Source organism: Pedobacter sp. MC2016-24 (genome assembly GCF_015223055.1).
GTDB lineage: Bacteria > Bacteroidota > Bacteroidia > Sphingobacteriales > Sphingobacteriaceae > Pedobacter.
Map to the genome: position 1 here is coordinate 79837 of NZ_JADFBX010000006.1, position 15751 is coordinate 95587.

Below are 15751 nucleotides of genomic sequence, written 5' to 3' on the forward strand. Positions count from 1 at the left end.
AAATGAAGAAAATTGTATCCACTCTATTTGTTCTGTTCTTCATCGCAATAAGCAGTTGTAAAAAACTGGAGGTTAACCCAAGTGATGCGATGAGCACAGGCACTTTGTTAACTACAACAGATGGCTTAACCAATGCTTTAAATGGGGCATATGCTTTGTTTAAGGATCATATTCTTTTTAACGGCATAACTGATCAGAACAATATGTATCTGCGCCAGTTTTATCAGTTATCTGACTTTGCCAGTGACGATATTGTTTGCGGACAGGTTACAACAGATCCATTATACTATAGTTTTAGTCTGGATCATTCACCATCACAAAGTAATACGCGTTATTTTTGGTACGTGTCGTACAAGATCATCAATGGCGTAAATACCGTTATTGATGCCGTTGAAAAATCTGGTAAAAAAGATGCTACCACCAACCAGCTATTAGGCGAATGTTACTTTTTGCGTGCGTTTTGCCACTTTAATCTGGTTCGGTTATTTGGTAAACCTTACTCGGTAGATCCGAATTCGCCGGGTATCATCCTGCGCACTAACCTAACCGATCCTTCCAGGAAAGCAAGATCAACCGTTAAAGAAGTTTACGATTCAGTTATTGCTGATGCGGAAAAGGCGGCAGGCTTAATGACCCTGTCAAGAGGTGTTCAATATGCCTCAAAAGAAGCCGCATGGTCATTACTTGCGCGGGTTAGCCTTTACAAAGAAGACAATACACAAGCCATTGATTATGCCGGTAAAGTAATTGGAGCGGGTCGGTTTACGTTAACTACAAAAGCCACTTATCCAAGCTTATTTGCCAATGCAACTACTGGCAGCGAAACCATTTTCTGTATTGCATTTACTGATGTTGATGATTATGGTAAATTTGGTTCAATTGCTTCCATGATTTATTCAGACGGTAACTCTGGTTGGGGCGAAGAATATGTTTCGTCTTCGCTACGGGCTTTAATGTCTGCACATCCAGAGGATATTCGCTGGTCCTACATCGTTCCTTTAAAGGATGCGGGTGGTGTAGTACAAAAGAAAAACGGTATTGAAGTGTACTACATCAGCAAGTTCTCTTTTCAGAACGACCGGCCGAATTTAAGTTCGCCAATTATGTTCAGGTTGGCAGAAATGTACCTGATACGTGCGGAAGCTGAGGCTAAAACAGGAGCCGGTACGGCAGCCCTGGATGATGTGGACATGATCAGGAAGAACCGCGGTCTGGAAGCTTCACTTTACAATAAGGTGGTGCCTGCAGGTAGTACGGCTTTAGATGTGGTTTTAGCCGAAAAACGGATAGAGATGGCATTTGAAGGGCACCGGTCATACGATGTGTTTCGCAATAAAAGAAGCCTTAACAAAGCCTATTGGGGATATCATTTGACGGGTTTAAAAGAGACTGATGTGGATTTGTCAAAAACACCTGTAGGCTATCCGAACTTAAGTGTGCCCTATACAAGTTCTCGCATCATCTACTATTTACCGATTGATGAGACCTTAAGCAATCCGCTGGCTACACAGAATCCATAGTTTAATGATCACTTTGTAATATATAAAATGATGAAAAATTTAAAAGCTTACATGTTCATGCTGTTGATAGCGATGGCAAGCTCGATAGTTAGCTCCTGCAAAAAGGACGACACAGAAATCAAAACAGATTTATTATATGAGGTAGCAGTTGATGGTCCGACTGCAACCTTTACCATTAAAACCGAAGGCGTAACCAATTACAAATGGGATTTTGGTGATGGTAAATCTTCAACAGATGCTAAACCAACACATACCTATCCTGGTAAGGGCAAATATGTACCGACATTGACGGCATCTGTAAAAGGTAAAAGTGCGGAAGCTTCGACAGTGCTGCGGATTGCCAAAACATCTCCCGTAAAATTCAATGACAATACGCTGGATGATTGGGCAGCAGTAACTAAAGATGTAATCCCTTTAGGGACACGAAAAGGTATTTTTAACTTGGTGAAACTGGACTATGATGGCAACTATGTATACTTATACGGCGAGATGACCGGGAAAAGGGCAGATGCCGTTATCTTTGACATTTATCTGGATTCTGATCACAATCCGGCTACTGGTTTACTGACAGGGACATTTACCGATGGTGGTTATGATATTTTATTGGAAGGCCAATTGCTTACTGCGGGCCTAGATATTTTTTACCACAACAGTACCAATCAGAATGCATTTTCATTTGCGCAACAATCCATATCTGAGGCTTACACCCTGGGTACTGTAAAAGAAGAGGGGGGGCTGGTGAAGTTTGAAGTCCGTTTTGCAAGGGGTAAACTTAAAGGTTTATCAGGTTCGGGCTTACGAATTGCTTTGCAGGCGATTAAAAATGACTGGTCAGTAACTTTAGGCAATGCTCCTGATGACGGAACTTCGAGTTTCTTCTTCGATATGAGCGAATAAATCTAATACTTATGGTAAAGATTTCAACTGCCAATCCGTTGGCTGATGGACGTTTAGTGTCCTTAGATGTCATGCGCGGTATGATCATGATCTTGCTTTGTGCGGAGAGCTGCAGGATTTACGAAGCCATAAAACACGTAGATCCGGTACATCCTGGCACTGGTCTAATTACCCAGTTCTTTCATCATCCCTGGCACGGGTTGTATTTTTGGGATTTGGTGCAGCCTGCATTTATGTTTATGGCTGGCACAGCGATGTATATTTCTTACCATCGGAAACTGACAAAAGGCGAAAGTTGGGGCAAGAACCTGAAGCACATTCTGATTCGCTGTCTAAAGCTTTTCATTTGTGGAGTGGCACTACATTGCGTGTATGCTGGTAAACCTGTTTGGGAACTGTGGAACGTGTTGACCCAATTGTCTTTCACCATTTTGCTGGCCTATTTGATCATAGATAAGTCTTATAGCTGGCAGTTTGCATTTAGCATTGGTTTATTGGTGTTGACTGAAGTTTTATACCAAAGTGCCGGGATACCCGGTTTCGACCAGCCTTTTGTGGCAGGAAAAAACTTTGGTGCGTATGTAGATACGTTGCTGATGGGAAAAATAAATGCTGACGGTTGGGTAACCATCAATTGCATTCCTACAGCAGCGCATACAATTTGGGGCGTACTGGCAGGTAAACTGCTGATCTCTAACCAGACCATTGCTTACAAAATAAAGGCTTTGGTTTTAGCGGGGATTATCGGGCTGATTATTGGCTATAGCCTGGATCTGTCGGGCATTAGCCCGATCATTAAACGCATCAGCACAAGTGCATTTACATTGGTATCAGCAGGTTGGGTGTTGTTAATTTTGGCAGCGGTTTACTGGCTGGTAGATGTAAAACGAAATACCCGATATGCCTGGATTTTTACTGTAGTTGGGATGAACGCCATATTCATCTATTTATTCTTTGAGACACTCGGTGTGCAGTGGCTAAATGCGAAAGTCGCCATTTTTACCGGTGATGTCCTGCATCTATTTTTGAATGTCCCATTAGGTATTTCGGCAGTGCTATCCGCCATTGCAGCACTAATTACCGAGTGGGGACTGTGTTACTGGCTATACAAAAGAAACATTTTTTTTAAATTATAAAGTAAACCTAAAAAATATCATCATGATCAAAAAATATACAGACTATGCAATACGAGCCTGTTTAGGCGTAGTATTGCTGTTTATTTCATGTAAGAACAAGGAAGGTGATTTGGTTAAAGTAGAAAGGATCAACGTGACTTACACTGAAAGCAACGAAGATTTTCCCAACCCGGAGCGTGGTTTTTATCGCTATTCTGAAGTACATTCCAGCAACTATAGCGTGTTGAACGAGGCGGAGCTAAAAGGCTATCGTTCTCCTCAGTCTATTCAAAACGCAAAATACAAAGTGTCAAGCACACTGGTTTTTAGGTATTACATTTTGGATGACGTCGTGAATAAGGCCATCTCCGCATCTTTCCTAACCAATATAAAAAAAGATTTTGAAGCCTCGCGTGCAGCTGGCGTTAAACTCATTCCGCGTTTTGTATACACGGCTACTGCAAAACCAGGGAACTGTCCGGAAGGTTTTATTTGCCCCTTATATGGTGATGCACCAAAGGCTGTCATTTTGAACCACATTGGACAACTGAAACCTGTTTTGCACGATAATGCCGATGTGATTGCCTGTGTGCAACTGGGTTTTATTGGTACCTGGGGTGAGCAATATTATAGCGACTTTTTTGGCGATGCTTCTAATAACGGCGGTCAGGGTAATAGGCTGACAGATAACAATTGGAAAGACAGGATCGAAGTGATCAAAGCCATGCTTGATGCTGTACCAGCTGATCGGATGATTCAGTTGCGTTATCCGCAATTGAAACAACGTTATGTGTATGGAGTGAACTCAGCACTTACTTCTGCGGCATTAACAGAAAGCGGTGCATTTACCGGAACGGATATTGCCCGTTTAGGTCATCACAACGATTGTTTCATGGCCAGTGCGAACGATTTTGGTACTTATGAGGATTATGGTAACAGCTCAAGCCCACGGACATCTGATGGCACTGTGCTCAATACCTTAAAAGATTATTTTAAGGCGGATAGCAAGTTTGTTGTTGTTGGCGGTGAAACCTGTTCTAACGATTACAGTCCTGCCAATGATTGTGAGCCGGCCGGAAAGATACAGGCGGAGTTTGCCGCATTGCATTATAGCTTTATTAATGCGCATTACAATACCGCTGTCAACAACGATTGGCAGGATGGTGGTTGCATGGATAACATTAAGCGAAATCTGGGTTATCGTTTTGTACTACAAACTGCGTTGCTGCCTGATCAGGTGGTTAAAGGTACCGACTTAAATTTTATCTTGAACATCAAAAATGCAGGGTATGCATCACCTTATAATAAGCGCCCGGCAAAACTGATGTTACGAAATTCAAAAACAGGAGAAGTAAAGTCATTTGACCTGGCTGCGGATGTCAGGAAATGGTATAGTGGTGATAATAAGATAACAGAAAGCATTAAAATTCCTTCTGATTTTCCTGCCGGTGATTATGAGCTATTGCTGAGTCTGCCAGATGCCTATGCAAGTATTGCAGCAAAGCCGGAGTTTAGCATTCGTTTGGCTAATCTTGAGGTTTGGGAAGCGGCAACGGGTTACAATAAGTTGAATCATATGCTAAAAGTTCAATAAATATGAGAAGGGTCTTGATAAAGGGTTTATTTTTATTGGTGATAACAGGCCTTATGGCTATGAAGCTTAGCGCACAGACCATCGTGACCATTAAAGATGGCGAGAAATGGTATGGTGGAGCTGTAAACGATGGTCAACTGATGCCTTTTAAAGACGGTTACAGTCTGGATATGTACGGCGATACCCGTGGAAACCAGGCTGTGCCTTTGTTGGTATCTACTAAAGGCAGATTCATTTGGAGTGAGGAGCCTTTTAAGTTTGCTTTTAGTGGCAATAAGTTGCTCATCAGCAATGTGAATGCTGCGATAACGATTGATTCTGCTGGAAGAAATCTGCGTGAAGCATTTGGCCATGCTTGCAAACGGTTCTTCCCCTCAAAAAATAAATTGCCTGATACTTTGTTGTTTAGCAAACCCCAGTACAACACCTGGATAGAGCTGGTTTATAATCAAAACCAAACAGATATTTTGAGTTATGCCAGGGCGATCATTGATCATGGATTTCCACCTGGGGTGATCATGATCGATGACAATTGGGCCGATTATTATGGTCGGTTTGATTTTAGATCGGATAGGTTTAGCAATGCAACCGCCATGATCGATACGCTACATCATTTGGGTTTTAAAGTGATGTTGTGGGTGAGCCCTTTTGTATCGCCCGATACCGAGGTTTTTAGGGAGTTGCTGGCCAGGAAGTTTCTGCTGTTTGATAACGAAGGAGACAGCGGGAGAACTTGGGAAAAGGCAGAGAAGGTTGCATTGATTCCCTGGTGGAATGGCTACAGCTCGGTTCTTGATTTTACCAATCCGGATTCCAGAAAATGGTTTAAAGGTCGTTTAGATCACATGGTAAATACTTACCATTTAGATGGCTTTAAGTTTGATGCCGGGGATGCTGATTTTTATCCTTCGAATGGTCTGGCATTTAAAAAAGTGACACCAAATGAGCACAGCAGGCTTTGGGGCGAAATGGGTTTGTACTATCCACTTAACGAGTATCGTGCGATGTGGAAGATGGGCGGCGAGCCACTGGTTCAACGTTTACGTGATAAAAAACACAATTGGGAAGATCTGCAAAAGTTAATACCACATTTGACTACCGCTGGCTTACTGGGGTACCAGTTTACCTGTCCGGATATGATCGGTGGTGGGGAGTATGGCTCATTCATCGGTAAAGATAAACTGGACGAAGCCTTGGTGGTACGGTCGGCCCAGTGTGCAGCATTGATGCCAATGATGCAGTTCTCGGTTGCGCCCTGGAGGATATTGTCGAAGGAGAATCTGGCGGCTGTTAAAAAGGCTGTTGATATTCGTGCAAAATATACGCCCTACATTCTACAGTTGGCAGAGCAGTCCGCCGCAACGGGCGAACCTATTGTCCGCAATATGGAATACGAATTCCCCAATCAGGGCTTTGCAGATGTAAATGGACAGTTTATGTTGGGTAACAAATATCTGGTTGCTCCGGTACTTGCCATAGGTGATACAAAAAAGATTTATCTTCCAAAAGGGACATGGAGGGATGATTTAGGTAAGAAGATCAAAGGTCCGCGAACCATGACTACGGAAGTAGCACAGGATAGGTTGCCGGTATTTGAACGATTAAATCAGAACTGATTTGTTCTCAAAGATACCGGTGCAAATAATGCAAAAATGAGATCATAAGATCATAATTTGTAAGTAAGTTTGGATTTGGTATTTCATGATTTTTTGATGGCGTTACGCAACATTTTTACACCAGTACTGTTATTGATCCTGTTTTTCTTTAGTTTTCCTGTAAATGCTCAGGATGGATTGGATAAGGTAGTCAATCCTTATCCAAATGGAACTGGTTATGTAAGTAATGCAGACGATATTATCGATGAACAGACTGTTTTAAAACTAAATCTGCTACTTAAACCTCTGGATCAGCGGGACAAGGCACAGGTCGCGGTGGTTTTACTTAACTCTATTGGCAACCAATTGCCTAAAGACTTTGCCACAGCATTACTCAGAAAGTGGGGCGTAGGTAACCGTAAAAAGAACAATGGCTTACTTGTCTTGATTGTCAAAGATCAGCGCAGGATCGAATTTGAGATTGGCTATGGTTTGGAAGGTGTGCTTCCGGATATGACTTGCAAAAGAATTCAGGAAGGTTTGATGGTCCCATATTTTAAGAAGGGCGATTATAATACAGGGGTGGTAAAAGGACTTGAATTGGTGGTCTCTATCATCAACACTGGGATAGATCAGTCCTTAGATCAAGATCATCTCTATCCGGAGATGGGGTGGATTGTATTTCAGGATATCCTGTTTTTTCTGGTTTACATCATGATTTTTAGCTGGTATGCTTTATCCGAAAAAGGAAAATATGTTACGCATGCCAACTCCTTTTTATGGCTTCCATTTTTGTTATTTATGCCCTTGATTATTGTGGCTGTTTTAAGCCTTGCAACACCAGTTATTGTGAGGTGGAGTTTGTTTTTGTTGATTACCTATTGCTGCTGGAGTATCTTTTTTAGTTTCGCTTTGAGTAAAGTGTTAAAGCTGGGCCAGCGCGGAGATACCCGTATTCAACAATATCAAAACCTAAACCTGGTTACCAGAAATATTGCTTTTTATGTCATGCTATTTCCGCTACCTTTTCTGATTATCAGCTACATTGTGATGAAAAGTAGATTAAGAAAGTTACGTTATGAACCTTACGAATCTCCTGACGGAACAGGCCAAATGACATTGGTCAGGGAGGGTAGGAATCAGCAACTTAGCAAAACAGAGCAAATGGAGGAACAGCTCGGTTCGGTTTCCTACGACCTATGGCAGGGCGCGGGAAATGCGGGGGTGATGAAACTAGCTTATGCAAACCAGCTCACCAAAGTCCGACGTTGTAAAAAATGCCGGAGCATGACTGCTACGAAAACAAACAGCGTGGTTGAACAAAAGGCAAGTTCAACGCGTGGTGGACTGGCAACAATTGAATATACCTGTCAGGTTTGTGGTTGGATTGGAGTTGTTAAAGAGTCGACTTCAAGAAAACCTAATAGGAATTTCTTTAAAGGCATGCTGGCTGGCAGTTCTTCGGTCGGCGGTTCTAATGCCTCGTCATCAAGTGAATCAAGCAGTTCTTTGGGTTCTTCAAGCTCTTCTGGCAATTGGGGAGGAGGATCTTCCGGCGGCGGTGGCTCCGGAAGTAGCTGGTAGTAAAAGTTAAATGCTATCTTGGTCTGTTGTAAAATCAATGCATATGAGAATAATCAGTTTATTTACCAAAATTTCGACTACAAGAAAAGTTTTACTGATTGCAGGTCTCTTTACATTACTGATCAGTACCTGCGTTATTTTTCCTGTAGAGTACAGCAAAGCTAGTTTGATAGAAGAATTTGGATATACTTATTTAACCTTAGCTATTGCGCTGTTTTTGTTGATGTTCGGGCTAATGGGGAGGCATACTTTTAGAGGGCTTTTGTTTCTGGCGCTCAGTTCAATCATTGGTGCTATCTTTTTTTATGTCGCTTTTCCGGTTTCCCTATTCACAGTCTTTATTGCAATTTGGCTAGGCATTCCTTCAGGCATTATTACAGCTTTAATCTTCATGATCGTTAATTTTTACTTTTTCAGGGATGCCAAAAAACACAAACTACTCAAACAAATCGTTGTATACCTGGTCATCCTCTTTATTGTTTCTATTTTATTTGCTTACGGTGGTGATTGGATTTATGAAATCACAGAATATTTCAAGCATTTATAGTTTTCTGATTATAGAATGTAAAGGCGGAGTTGTTGAGGTCTAGGTTTAAAAATATCTAGATATCTGACTGCCGTTGAAAATTTGATTGATGGTAAAACTTGAAAATACCCACTAATGTCCCTAATAATTAAGCTTTACCGAGATAAACTTTAACCGCATCGATCGAGTTTCCCACTTCGGCGACCGCTTCTTTCAGTTGGTCATTGGTCACTTTCAACTGACTTGTCCAATATTTAAGTTCATATTCCTGGCCTAGGTCAATTGTATAACTTCCAGTTTTTTTAGTTTTTTTATCTTTACCCATTTCCACTCGTTTCCTAGTTAACACCATACTGGGGCAACTTGTTTTATCCAGCGTGACCGGTTTTTTTATCTTTTTTAAAGAAGCAGATTTAGACTTTGATTCCGATTGAAACTATTGTTTTTGTTTTTTTAAGAAGTAATTGTCCAGGCTATACAAATAACTTTCAATCGTTCCCAATAAAAAACAGGCGCTTGCGCCTATCCAAACAGAATAATTAAAGGTAGACTTGATGCCCAATGAAAAAGTCATTGACGTCGCAAAAAGTAGCAATAGTATCCCAGCAATTATAGCAGAGCGTCGTGTCTGATAGCCTATAATTAGTAATATGGCTAAAACAAATTCCAGAACCGTGGCGGAAATTGCTAACAATAACCCAAATTGTTGAGGCACGAAGAAATTTAGTTGATTTGAATAGGAGACGAAGTTTTCCCAGTTTCCCCAAGAAACATTATTGCTTCCTGGCGCACCCCAGTAACCTAAACGGTCAGCGACTGCGGATAAAAAAGCTGTTGCTACGGCGAACCTTACAAACAACTGAATCAAATTCGTTTTCATTTATCTAAGTTTAAGATCGATAAAGGTAATGGCTTTCCATTCTGGAAAACTTAAACCAGTTTAAGAAATTAAACCTGAATATCCATCTGGTTATTTTTTGCAGATGTGTGGTGAAAATAAATTATAGGATTACACGCTAATCATTTTCATTATTTGTCTTTTTATTGAAATGGTAAATAAGCGCACCGAATATTGGCAAGAACAAGACGATATTTGTCCAATAACGTTTAAAACGATGATCACTATCGGGTAGTTTTGAGATCTGAAATACTGTAAAAAGATTAAGTACAGCACTAATAATCACCAGGAAATAAATAAGATTACTGAAATCGGTCATAGGATCTAATTTACAAAATATGTTGCTTTTGACAGATCAATTTTGTTAAATAATGTAGCTAAACCTTGGATTGATATAAAATCTCGAATTTATCTCACTTTTTAACATTAAAAAGCTTTAACAGATCATTTCTATTAAATCGAATTCCAGGGTTTAAATTCAGAATGAAACATTGCACCAAATCATTTGTTAATGTAGAAGTAAATACATTCGAAATGAAAAATCAAGAAGATAAAGAAAGAGAGAACATTGCTCCTGATGACCAAGTAAAAGATGATGCATCGGTAATTTTGAATAATGATGCGGTTTTTGAAAATGGCGAAATTGATCCTGGTTTTACGCCGGTAGCCGAGCAGGATCAACTGGAACAGGGAACAGAGAAAAATCAGGGTTTGGGTGAATTGGATGGCACGAATCCGGGGTCTAATCACCATCCTATGGATAATGAGGTGTAAAATTTAAAGTTATGACTAAAAAAGCAGTTAATCTTTCTTTACCAGATGGTCCAAGGGACGGTCTTGATAATACAGGGACACAGGGTGCAGATTCATTGCGTGATGACGCGTATACCGGCGATTCAAAGAAAGCAAAAGCCCGTGGTGATGATCAAATAAACAAAGAAGAGAAACCAACAAAGCTGGCAGATCAGCCTGGTGACAGGGAGAATACCGAGGGGGACGATGCGATGAATTACAAAAGTGATCGCGAACAAGGAGCTTATAATCCTAAGAATATATAATTTACGGTAAGAACGGTTCTGATGATCCAATCCGCATAGAATTTTGTTAAAAAATGTTAAATCTATTTGAAAAAAATGTTTTGTTTTTTTGATTTGTTCTGTCAAATTAAACCATTGAACAAAACATTTTTTTTAAGCTATTATTATAAATTCTAGTGTTTGGATTATGTTAACAAATTTCTCACTTAGCCACCATCTATCAATTCCTAAGGCCCTATTATTTTTCCTGGTTATTTTTGTATTTAGCCTGACTGTACGCGCCCAGAATCCGGTCATTAATATCGACGGGAAATCTTCTTTTACAGCAAAGCTGCTCAATATCGAGGGGGCGACAAGCGAAACGTTTCGTTATAATGCAACTTTACATAATGGATCTGCTAAAGCGGCCGTTTTTGAATTTAAAACAAACCTGCCCATTGGTTGGATGATTAGTTACAAGGTTGATGGAAGCCAGGTTACTTCGCTAAACCTGGATCCGGGAGCTTCAAGAGATGTAGCTGTTGAAGTGAATGCAACAGCAAGTACTTCACCTGGTAAATATAGCCTGCCGGTTAAGGCAATGTCGAACGCGGACACCCTCTCGCTGAATCTGGAGGCGGTGGTTAAAGGCTCCTATGGACTGACCTTGAGTACACCCTCGGGAAAGTTGAGTGAAGAACTTACTTCCGGTAGTCACAAGGAAATTCATTTGGATATTAAAAATTCCGGCACACTGCGTTTAAATGATATCGACTTATCCGCTCAATTACCTGCAAGCTGGGAAGCTACTTTTGAACCTGCGAAGATCAAGCAATTGGAGCCTGGAAAAAGCATGGCCGTAACGGCGAAGATTAAAGTTCCTGATAAGACAATTGCAGGAGATTATGCCGCTACCTTTACCGCAACAAATAGCAATGCGAATTCACCGGCCGCATTTAGGATGGTAGTGACAACTTCATTGCTTTCTGGCTGGATCGGTATTTTGGTGATCCTGCTGGCAGTTACACTGGTTTATTATCTGATCCGTAAGTACGGTAGACGATAGAGCGATGAAAGATGCTATTATACAACTTAAGAGCCTAACGAAATGTTACGGCTCACAAAGAGCCGTTGAAGATTTGAATCTTGACATTCATAAGGGTGAGATTTTCGGATTATTGGGACCAAATGGTGCTGGAAAAACGACAACAATACTGATGATGCTCGGGCTAACCGATCCAACAAACGGATCTGCTTTCGTTTGTGGCTTCAATGCTACTCGTAATCCCATTTCTGTGAAGAAAAAAGTGGGCTACATGCCAGATAGTTTAGGCTTTTATGACCATATGACTGCACTTGAAAACCTGGTATACATTGCAAGGTTAAATGGGCTGCCTGAAAATGACGTAGTTAAACGGAGCACAGAGTTGATGGCGGTGGTAGGGCTCTCTTCGGCTTTGCACAAGAAAACTTCAGCTTTCTCAAGGGGGATGAAACAGCGTTTGGGGCTTGCCGAAGTATTGATTAAGCAGCCTGAGGTAATCATTCTTGATGAGCCTACGCTGGGAATTGATCCAAGTGGTGTAAGGGATTTTTTGACGCTGATTAAGCGATTGAGTAAAGAACAGGGCTTGACTGTTCTGCTTTCCTCACACCACTTACATCATGTACAACAAGTTTGTGATCGGGTGGGTATTTTTGTGAAAGGAAAGCTATTAGCTCAAGGCAATATTGATAGCCTGTCTGATCGTTTGTTTGGCCATAGTGGGCCTATCGTTTCGATTAAGTTAGCAAACTCCATTCCCCAATCCTGGCCGATGGAAAAAGAACTGAGGCAATGGGAAACAATACGCCGGATCACCATCGACAATGATACCATAGAATTTGAGTGTAAGCAGTTAATTACACCGGCCCTGGTTCGTTTTTTTGTGGAGCAGGGGTATAACATCCTGAGTGTACATCAAAAAGATTATGGTCTGGATGACATCTATCAGAAATATTTTGAGGACATTAACTGAAGACAATGAACAGTCAACTACATGCTTTAAAACTTCGTGCTGCCAGCCCTTTTAGTGTCATGCTTCGTAAGGAAATGGCCGATCATATCCGGAGCTGGCGATTTATCGTACTAATTGGGTTGATTGCCCTGACCTTTGTGGCATCAATGTATGTATCTATTGGGAATATCCGCTCGGCAATGGGCAATGCCAATGATCCGGATCGTACTTATTTATATCTTAAACTACTAACTACTACTGATAATTCTATTCCACCTTTTCATGTGTTTCTAAGTTTTCTGGCACCTTTATTAGGTATCAGTTTAGGTTTTGATGCGATTAATGCGGAGCAGAACGGTGGTACGCTTACCAGACTGATGGCACAGCCAATTTACAGGGACAATGTGTTGCTGGCTAAATTTGTGAGTGGTTTGATTATGGTTGGGGCTTTGTTTTTGGTTTTATCCATGCTGATGATAGGAGGGGGCCTGGTTTTAACGGGAGTGAGGATAGAGCCGCAAGAACTCATGCGGATAATTGGTTTCATTGTGATCAGTGTTACGTATGTTGCATTTTGGTTGAGCTTATCGATTGTACTTTCCATTAAATTCAGGCAAGCGGCAACTTCTGCGCTTACGGCTATAGGTGTATGGCTTTTTTTTACTGTGTTTTACCAAATTGTCATCAACCTTTTGATCAGGTCCTTTTTACCTGATCCGGCTTTTCTGTCGCAGGAGCAAATACAGTGGTACAATGAAATGATTCTGAATCTGTTGCGGATAGCTCCCAACCAGCTTTATACAGATGCCGTTACCACCATGCTGATGCCCTCAGTTCGAAGTCTTGGTCCCATGACTATGGAACAAATGTCTGGGGCAATACCTGCTCCGCTGCCTTTCAGAGAAAGCCTTGTAATCGTATGGCCACAAGTAACGGGGTTAATTGCTGCAACAATAGCTTGTTTTGCCCTGTCTTATTACTTGTTTATGCGTCGTGAGATCAGAAGCTAATAGGTATGTCGGAGTAAGGGTGCAAACGTGATATTGAGGTCTTGAGCCAAACTCAGGAAGACGCCCGTGTCGAGTGTCGATTGTGTTCATAATGACGATATAATGCTTGTCAAAATTGCCGTTATCCCGTCGCAAGCAGGGATGTTAGCACTCGTATTTCGCCATGCATATTGGCCTTTCTTTTTTTAAATCCTGAGATAAACTTAGCATAGCAATTTTTTGGATGAACAGAATTGTAATTTAAACTAAAATTAACACTATATTTAATTTAAGATTACATATACCAAATAGTTTTGAGCAGTGATGTTAAACTATATCCAAAATATTAAAAAGGGTGATCATCTGGCTTTTGAAATGGTGTTTAAACTGTTTCATAAAAAACTATATGCTTATTTTTTGAAAAAGACGGCTTCGGAAGACATGGCTCAGGAACTAACCCAGCTTGCTTTTATAAAATTATGGGGGTTTAAACATACGCTGTCTGAAACGATTGAGCTTGACCATCAATTGTTCCGGATCGCGAAAACCACGCTGCTGGATTATTTTAAAAAGCAGGCAAATGATGAACGGAATCTTAAACTTTACTACAACCGGCTTTCTGAAGACGCTGCTGACCAGAATCAAAATTTTGAAACCAATCAGCAATTGGAAGTGGCTTTAAGTCTGCTACCACCAACACGTAAAAAAGTTTTCATTTTAAACCGTTTGCAGGGCTATTCTTATAAAGAAATTTCAGAGCAACTTTCTATTTCTCCCAGAACCGTAGAAAAGCATATTTCACTAGCCTTAAAGCAGCTTAATGGTTATGCCTATTTGCCCATGTTTATCCTTGTTGTCAAATATCTCCGGTAGCTGTGCTCAAAGTTTTCAATGCTTTAATACGCTGAAAAGATAATCCCGCCGATTTTAAAAAAATATTTTTTATCCGTTACGGGTTTATGCCGAATTGAATCGTATTGGTAATATGAGCGCGTCTGATCAACTGTTGGATAAATTTTTTAAAGGACAATGTAGCCCTCAAGAAAAGCTGCAGGTAATGGCCTATTTGAATAAAGTAGACGACCTGCCTGCTCATTTATTAAGCAAAGATGAATGGGATCAGACAGCTGATGCTACAATAGACGAGCTGAAAACCGGGGAGATGCTTCACGCAATAAAAAAAGAGACTTTTGGCAAAGTTTATCGCCTGAAATGGATTAAGGTAGCATCGGCTGCAGCGATTGTGGCTGCCGTACTCACAGTTGGCTTGTTCAATTTCAAACGCAAGGAAGCACCTATTGGCCTGGCTAAAAACAAGCCGGTAAGCATCGATAAAACAAGTACGATAAACTGGAAGTCTGTCATGAATTATACAGAGCATAATCAATTCTTTACCCTGCCGGACCATTCGACGGTTAAAATATATCCGGGAGCCGAATTGAGATATGCTGTTCCTTTTGTGAAAAATAAACGGGAAGTGTATTTAAATGGAAAAAGCTTTTTCCAGGTTACAAAAGACAAGGAACATCCGTTTGTAGTGTATGCTAAAGGAATTTCTACCACTGCGCTAGGCACATCTTTTACCATTACAGCTTTAGAAAAGAGCAGGTTTATTAAGGTACAGTTGCACACAGGTAAGGTTTGGGTAAAAAACGTGGATTCTGTACATCAGATTTCTGCCTTTAGTAAGGTGTTGTTGCCCGGGAAAGAACTGGTGTACAATAAGTTGATCAATACCATAAAAGTTTCAGATTCCAGAAATTTATCTATTAAAGCGGAAAATGCACTGAGGGAGCTAAACTTTACGCAGGCTTCTTTAGTTGATGTTTTTGCCAGGCTTGAAAAACAATATAAAGTTAAAATCATTTACGACCGCAGTGATGTAGCTGAGATGTCGTTTACAGGAAGTTTAAAGCCAACACAATCCATAGCATCCATACTTGAAGAAATAGCCGAACTAAACAATCTGAATCAAATTAAAACAGCCGAAGGTTACCTGATTAGAAAGTAAAACCAGAAA

General features: G+C 40.8%; 17 protein-coding genes. 14 read left to right on the forward strand and 3 right to left on the reverse strand.

The features are described from left to right. Positions 1-2: 2 nt before the first annotated feature. The 7 genes from IM797_RS15805 (at position 3) to IM797_RS15835 (ending at position 8852) form a co-directional block, all read left to right on the forward strand. Positions 3-1520: a RagB/SusD family nutrient uptake outer membrane protein gene (locus IM797_RS15805; RefSeq protein WP_194128122.1), complete on the forward strand. Its 1518-nt coding sequence runs from the start codon at positions 3-5 to the stop codon at positions 1518-1520. A 27-nt stretch (positions 1521-1547) separates the two neighbouring features. Further along, positions 1548-2417, forward strand: a complete 870-nt coding sequence (locus IM797_RS15810; protein WP_228098894.1) for a PKD domain-containing protein — start codon at positions 1548-1550, stop codon at positions 2415-2417. A gap of 11 nt (positions 2418-2428) precedes the next feature. After that, a complete protein-coding gene (locus IM797_RS15815) occupies positions 2429-3553 on the forward strand; it encodes an acyltransferase family protein (protein WP_194128123.1) in 1125 nt (374 codons plus the stop codon). A gap of 22 nt (positions 3554-3575) precedes the next feature. Next, complete coding sequence (locus tag IM797_RS15820; protein WP_194128124.1) at positions 3576-5126, forward strand: DUF4832 domain-containing protein; 1551 nt, start codon at positions 3576-3578, stop codon at positions 5124-5126. Positions 5127-5179: 53 nt separating this feature from the next. Continuing rightward, positions 5180-6742: a glycoside hydrolase family 31 protein gene (locus IM797_RS15825; RefSeq protein ID WP_228098895.1), complete on the forward strand. Its 1563-nt coding sequence runs from the start codon at positions 5180-5182 to the stop codon at positions 6740-6742. A gap of 96 nt (positions 6743-6838) precedes the next feature. Continuing rightward, positions 6839-8305, forward strand: a complete 1467-nt coding sequence (locus IM797_RS15830; RefSeq protein WP_194128126.1) for a YgcG family protein — start codon at positions 6839-6841, stop codon at positions 8303-8305. Between the two features lie 43 nt (positions 8306-8348). Beyond that, the gene (locus IM797_RS15835) at positions 8349-8852 is read left to right on the forward strand and encodes a hypothetical protein (protein ID WP_194128127.1); all 504 of its coding nucleotides are present in this window, start codon (positions 8349-8351) and stop codon (positions 8850-8852) included. Positions 8853-8979: 127 nt separating this feature from the next. On the opposite strand, the gene IM797_RS15840 is transcribed toward IM797_RS15835, so the two are convergent. The 3 genes from IM797_RS15840 to IM797_RS28740 form a co-directional block, all read right to left on the reverse strand. Then, positions 8980-9183, reverse strand: a complete 204-nt coding sequence (locus IM797_RS15840; protein WP_228098896.1) for a DUF3606 domain-containing protein — start codon at positions 9181-9183, stop codon at positions 8980-8982. 84 nt (positions 9184-9267) lie between these two features. After that, on the reverse strand, positions 9268-9711 hold the full coding sequence (locus tag IM797_RS15845; RefSeq protein WP_194128128.1) for a DoxX family membrane protein: 444 nt from the start codon (positions 9709-9711) through the stop codon (positions 9268-9270). A gap of 136 nt (positions 9712-9847) precedes the next feature. Continuing rightward, positions 9848-10048, reverse strand: coding sequence for a PLDc N-terminal domain-containing protein (locus tag IM797_RS28740; RefSeq protein WP_194128129.1), 201 nt, complete (start codon positions 10046-10048; stop codon positions 9848-9850). A gap of 215 nt (positions 10049-10263) precedes the next feature. Between IM797_RS28740 and IM797_RS15855 the strand changes: the two genes are divergently transcribed. The 7 genes from IM797_RS15855 to IM797_RS15885 all read left to right on the forward strand — a co-directional run bounded on the left by IM797_RS15855 (position 10264) and on the right by IM797_RS15885 (position 15742). Continuing rightward, positions 10264-10503 carry a hypothetical protein gene (locus IM797_RS15855; protein ID WP_194128130.1) on the forward strand — a complete coding sequence of 80 codons (240 nt, stop codon included), beginning with the start codon at positions 10264-10266 and terminating at the stop codon, positions 10501-10503. Between the two features lie 11 nt (positions 10504-10514). Beyond that, entirely contained in the window at positions 10515-10787 is a 273-nt protein-coding gene (locus IM797_RS15860; protein WP_194128131.1) for a hypothetical protein, read from the forward strand. Positions 10788-10953: 166 nt separating this feature from the next. Beyond that, the gene (locus IM797_RS15865) at positions 10954-11811 is read left to right on the forward strand and encodes an NEW3 domain-containing protein (RefSeq protein ID WP_194128132.1); all 858 of its coding nucleotides are present in this window, start codon (positions 10954-10956) and stop codon (positions 11809-11811) included. Between the two features lie 4 nt (positions 11812-11815). Beyond that, positions 11816-12763 carry an ABC transporter ATP-binding protein gene (locus IM797_RS15870; protein ID WP_194128133.1) on the forward strand — a complete coding sequence of 316 codons (948 nt, stop codon included), beginning with the start codon at positions 11816-11818 and terminating at the stop codon, positions 12761-12763. A 5-nt stretch (positions 12764-12768) separates the two neighbouring features. Further along, positions 12769-13752, forward strand: coding sequence for an ABC transporter permease (locus IM797_RS15875; RefSeq protein ID WP_228098897.1), 984 nt, complete (start codon positions 12769-12771; stop codon positions 13750-13752). A 303-nt stretch (positions 13753-14055) separates the two neighbouring features. Further along, positions 14056-14604, forward strand: coding sequence for an RNA polymerase sigma factor (locus IM797_RS15880; RefSeq protein ID WP_194128134.1), 549 nt, complete (start codon positions 14056-14058; stop codon positions 14602-14604). 112 nt (positions 14605-14716) lie between these two features. Further along, a complete protein-coding gene (locus IM797_RS15885) occupies positions 14717-15742 on the forward strand; it encodes a FecR family protein (RefSeq protein ID WP_194128135.1) in 1026 nt (341 codons plus the stop codon). Positions 15743-15751: the final 9 nt, after the last annotated feature.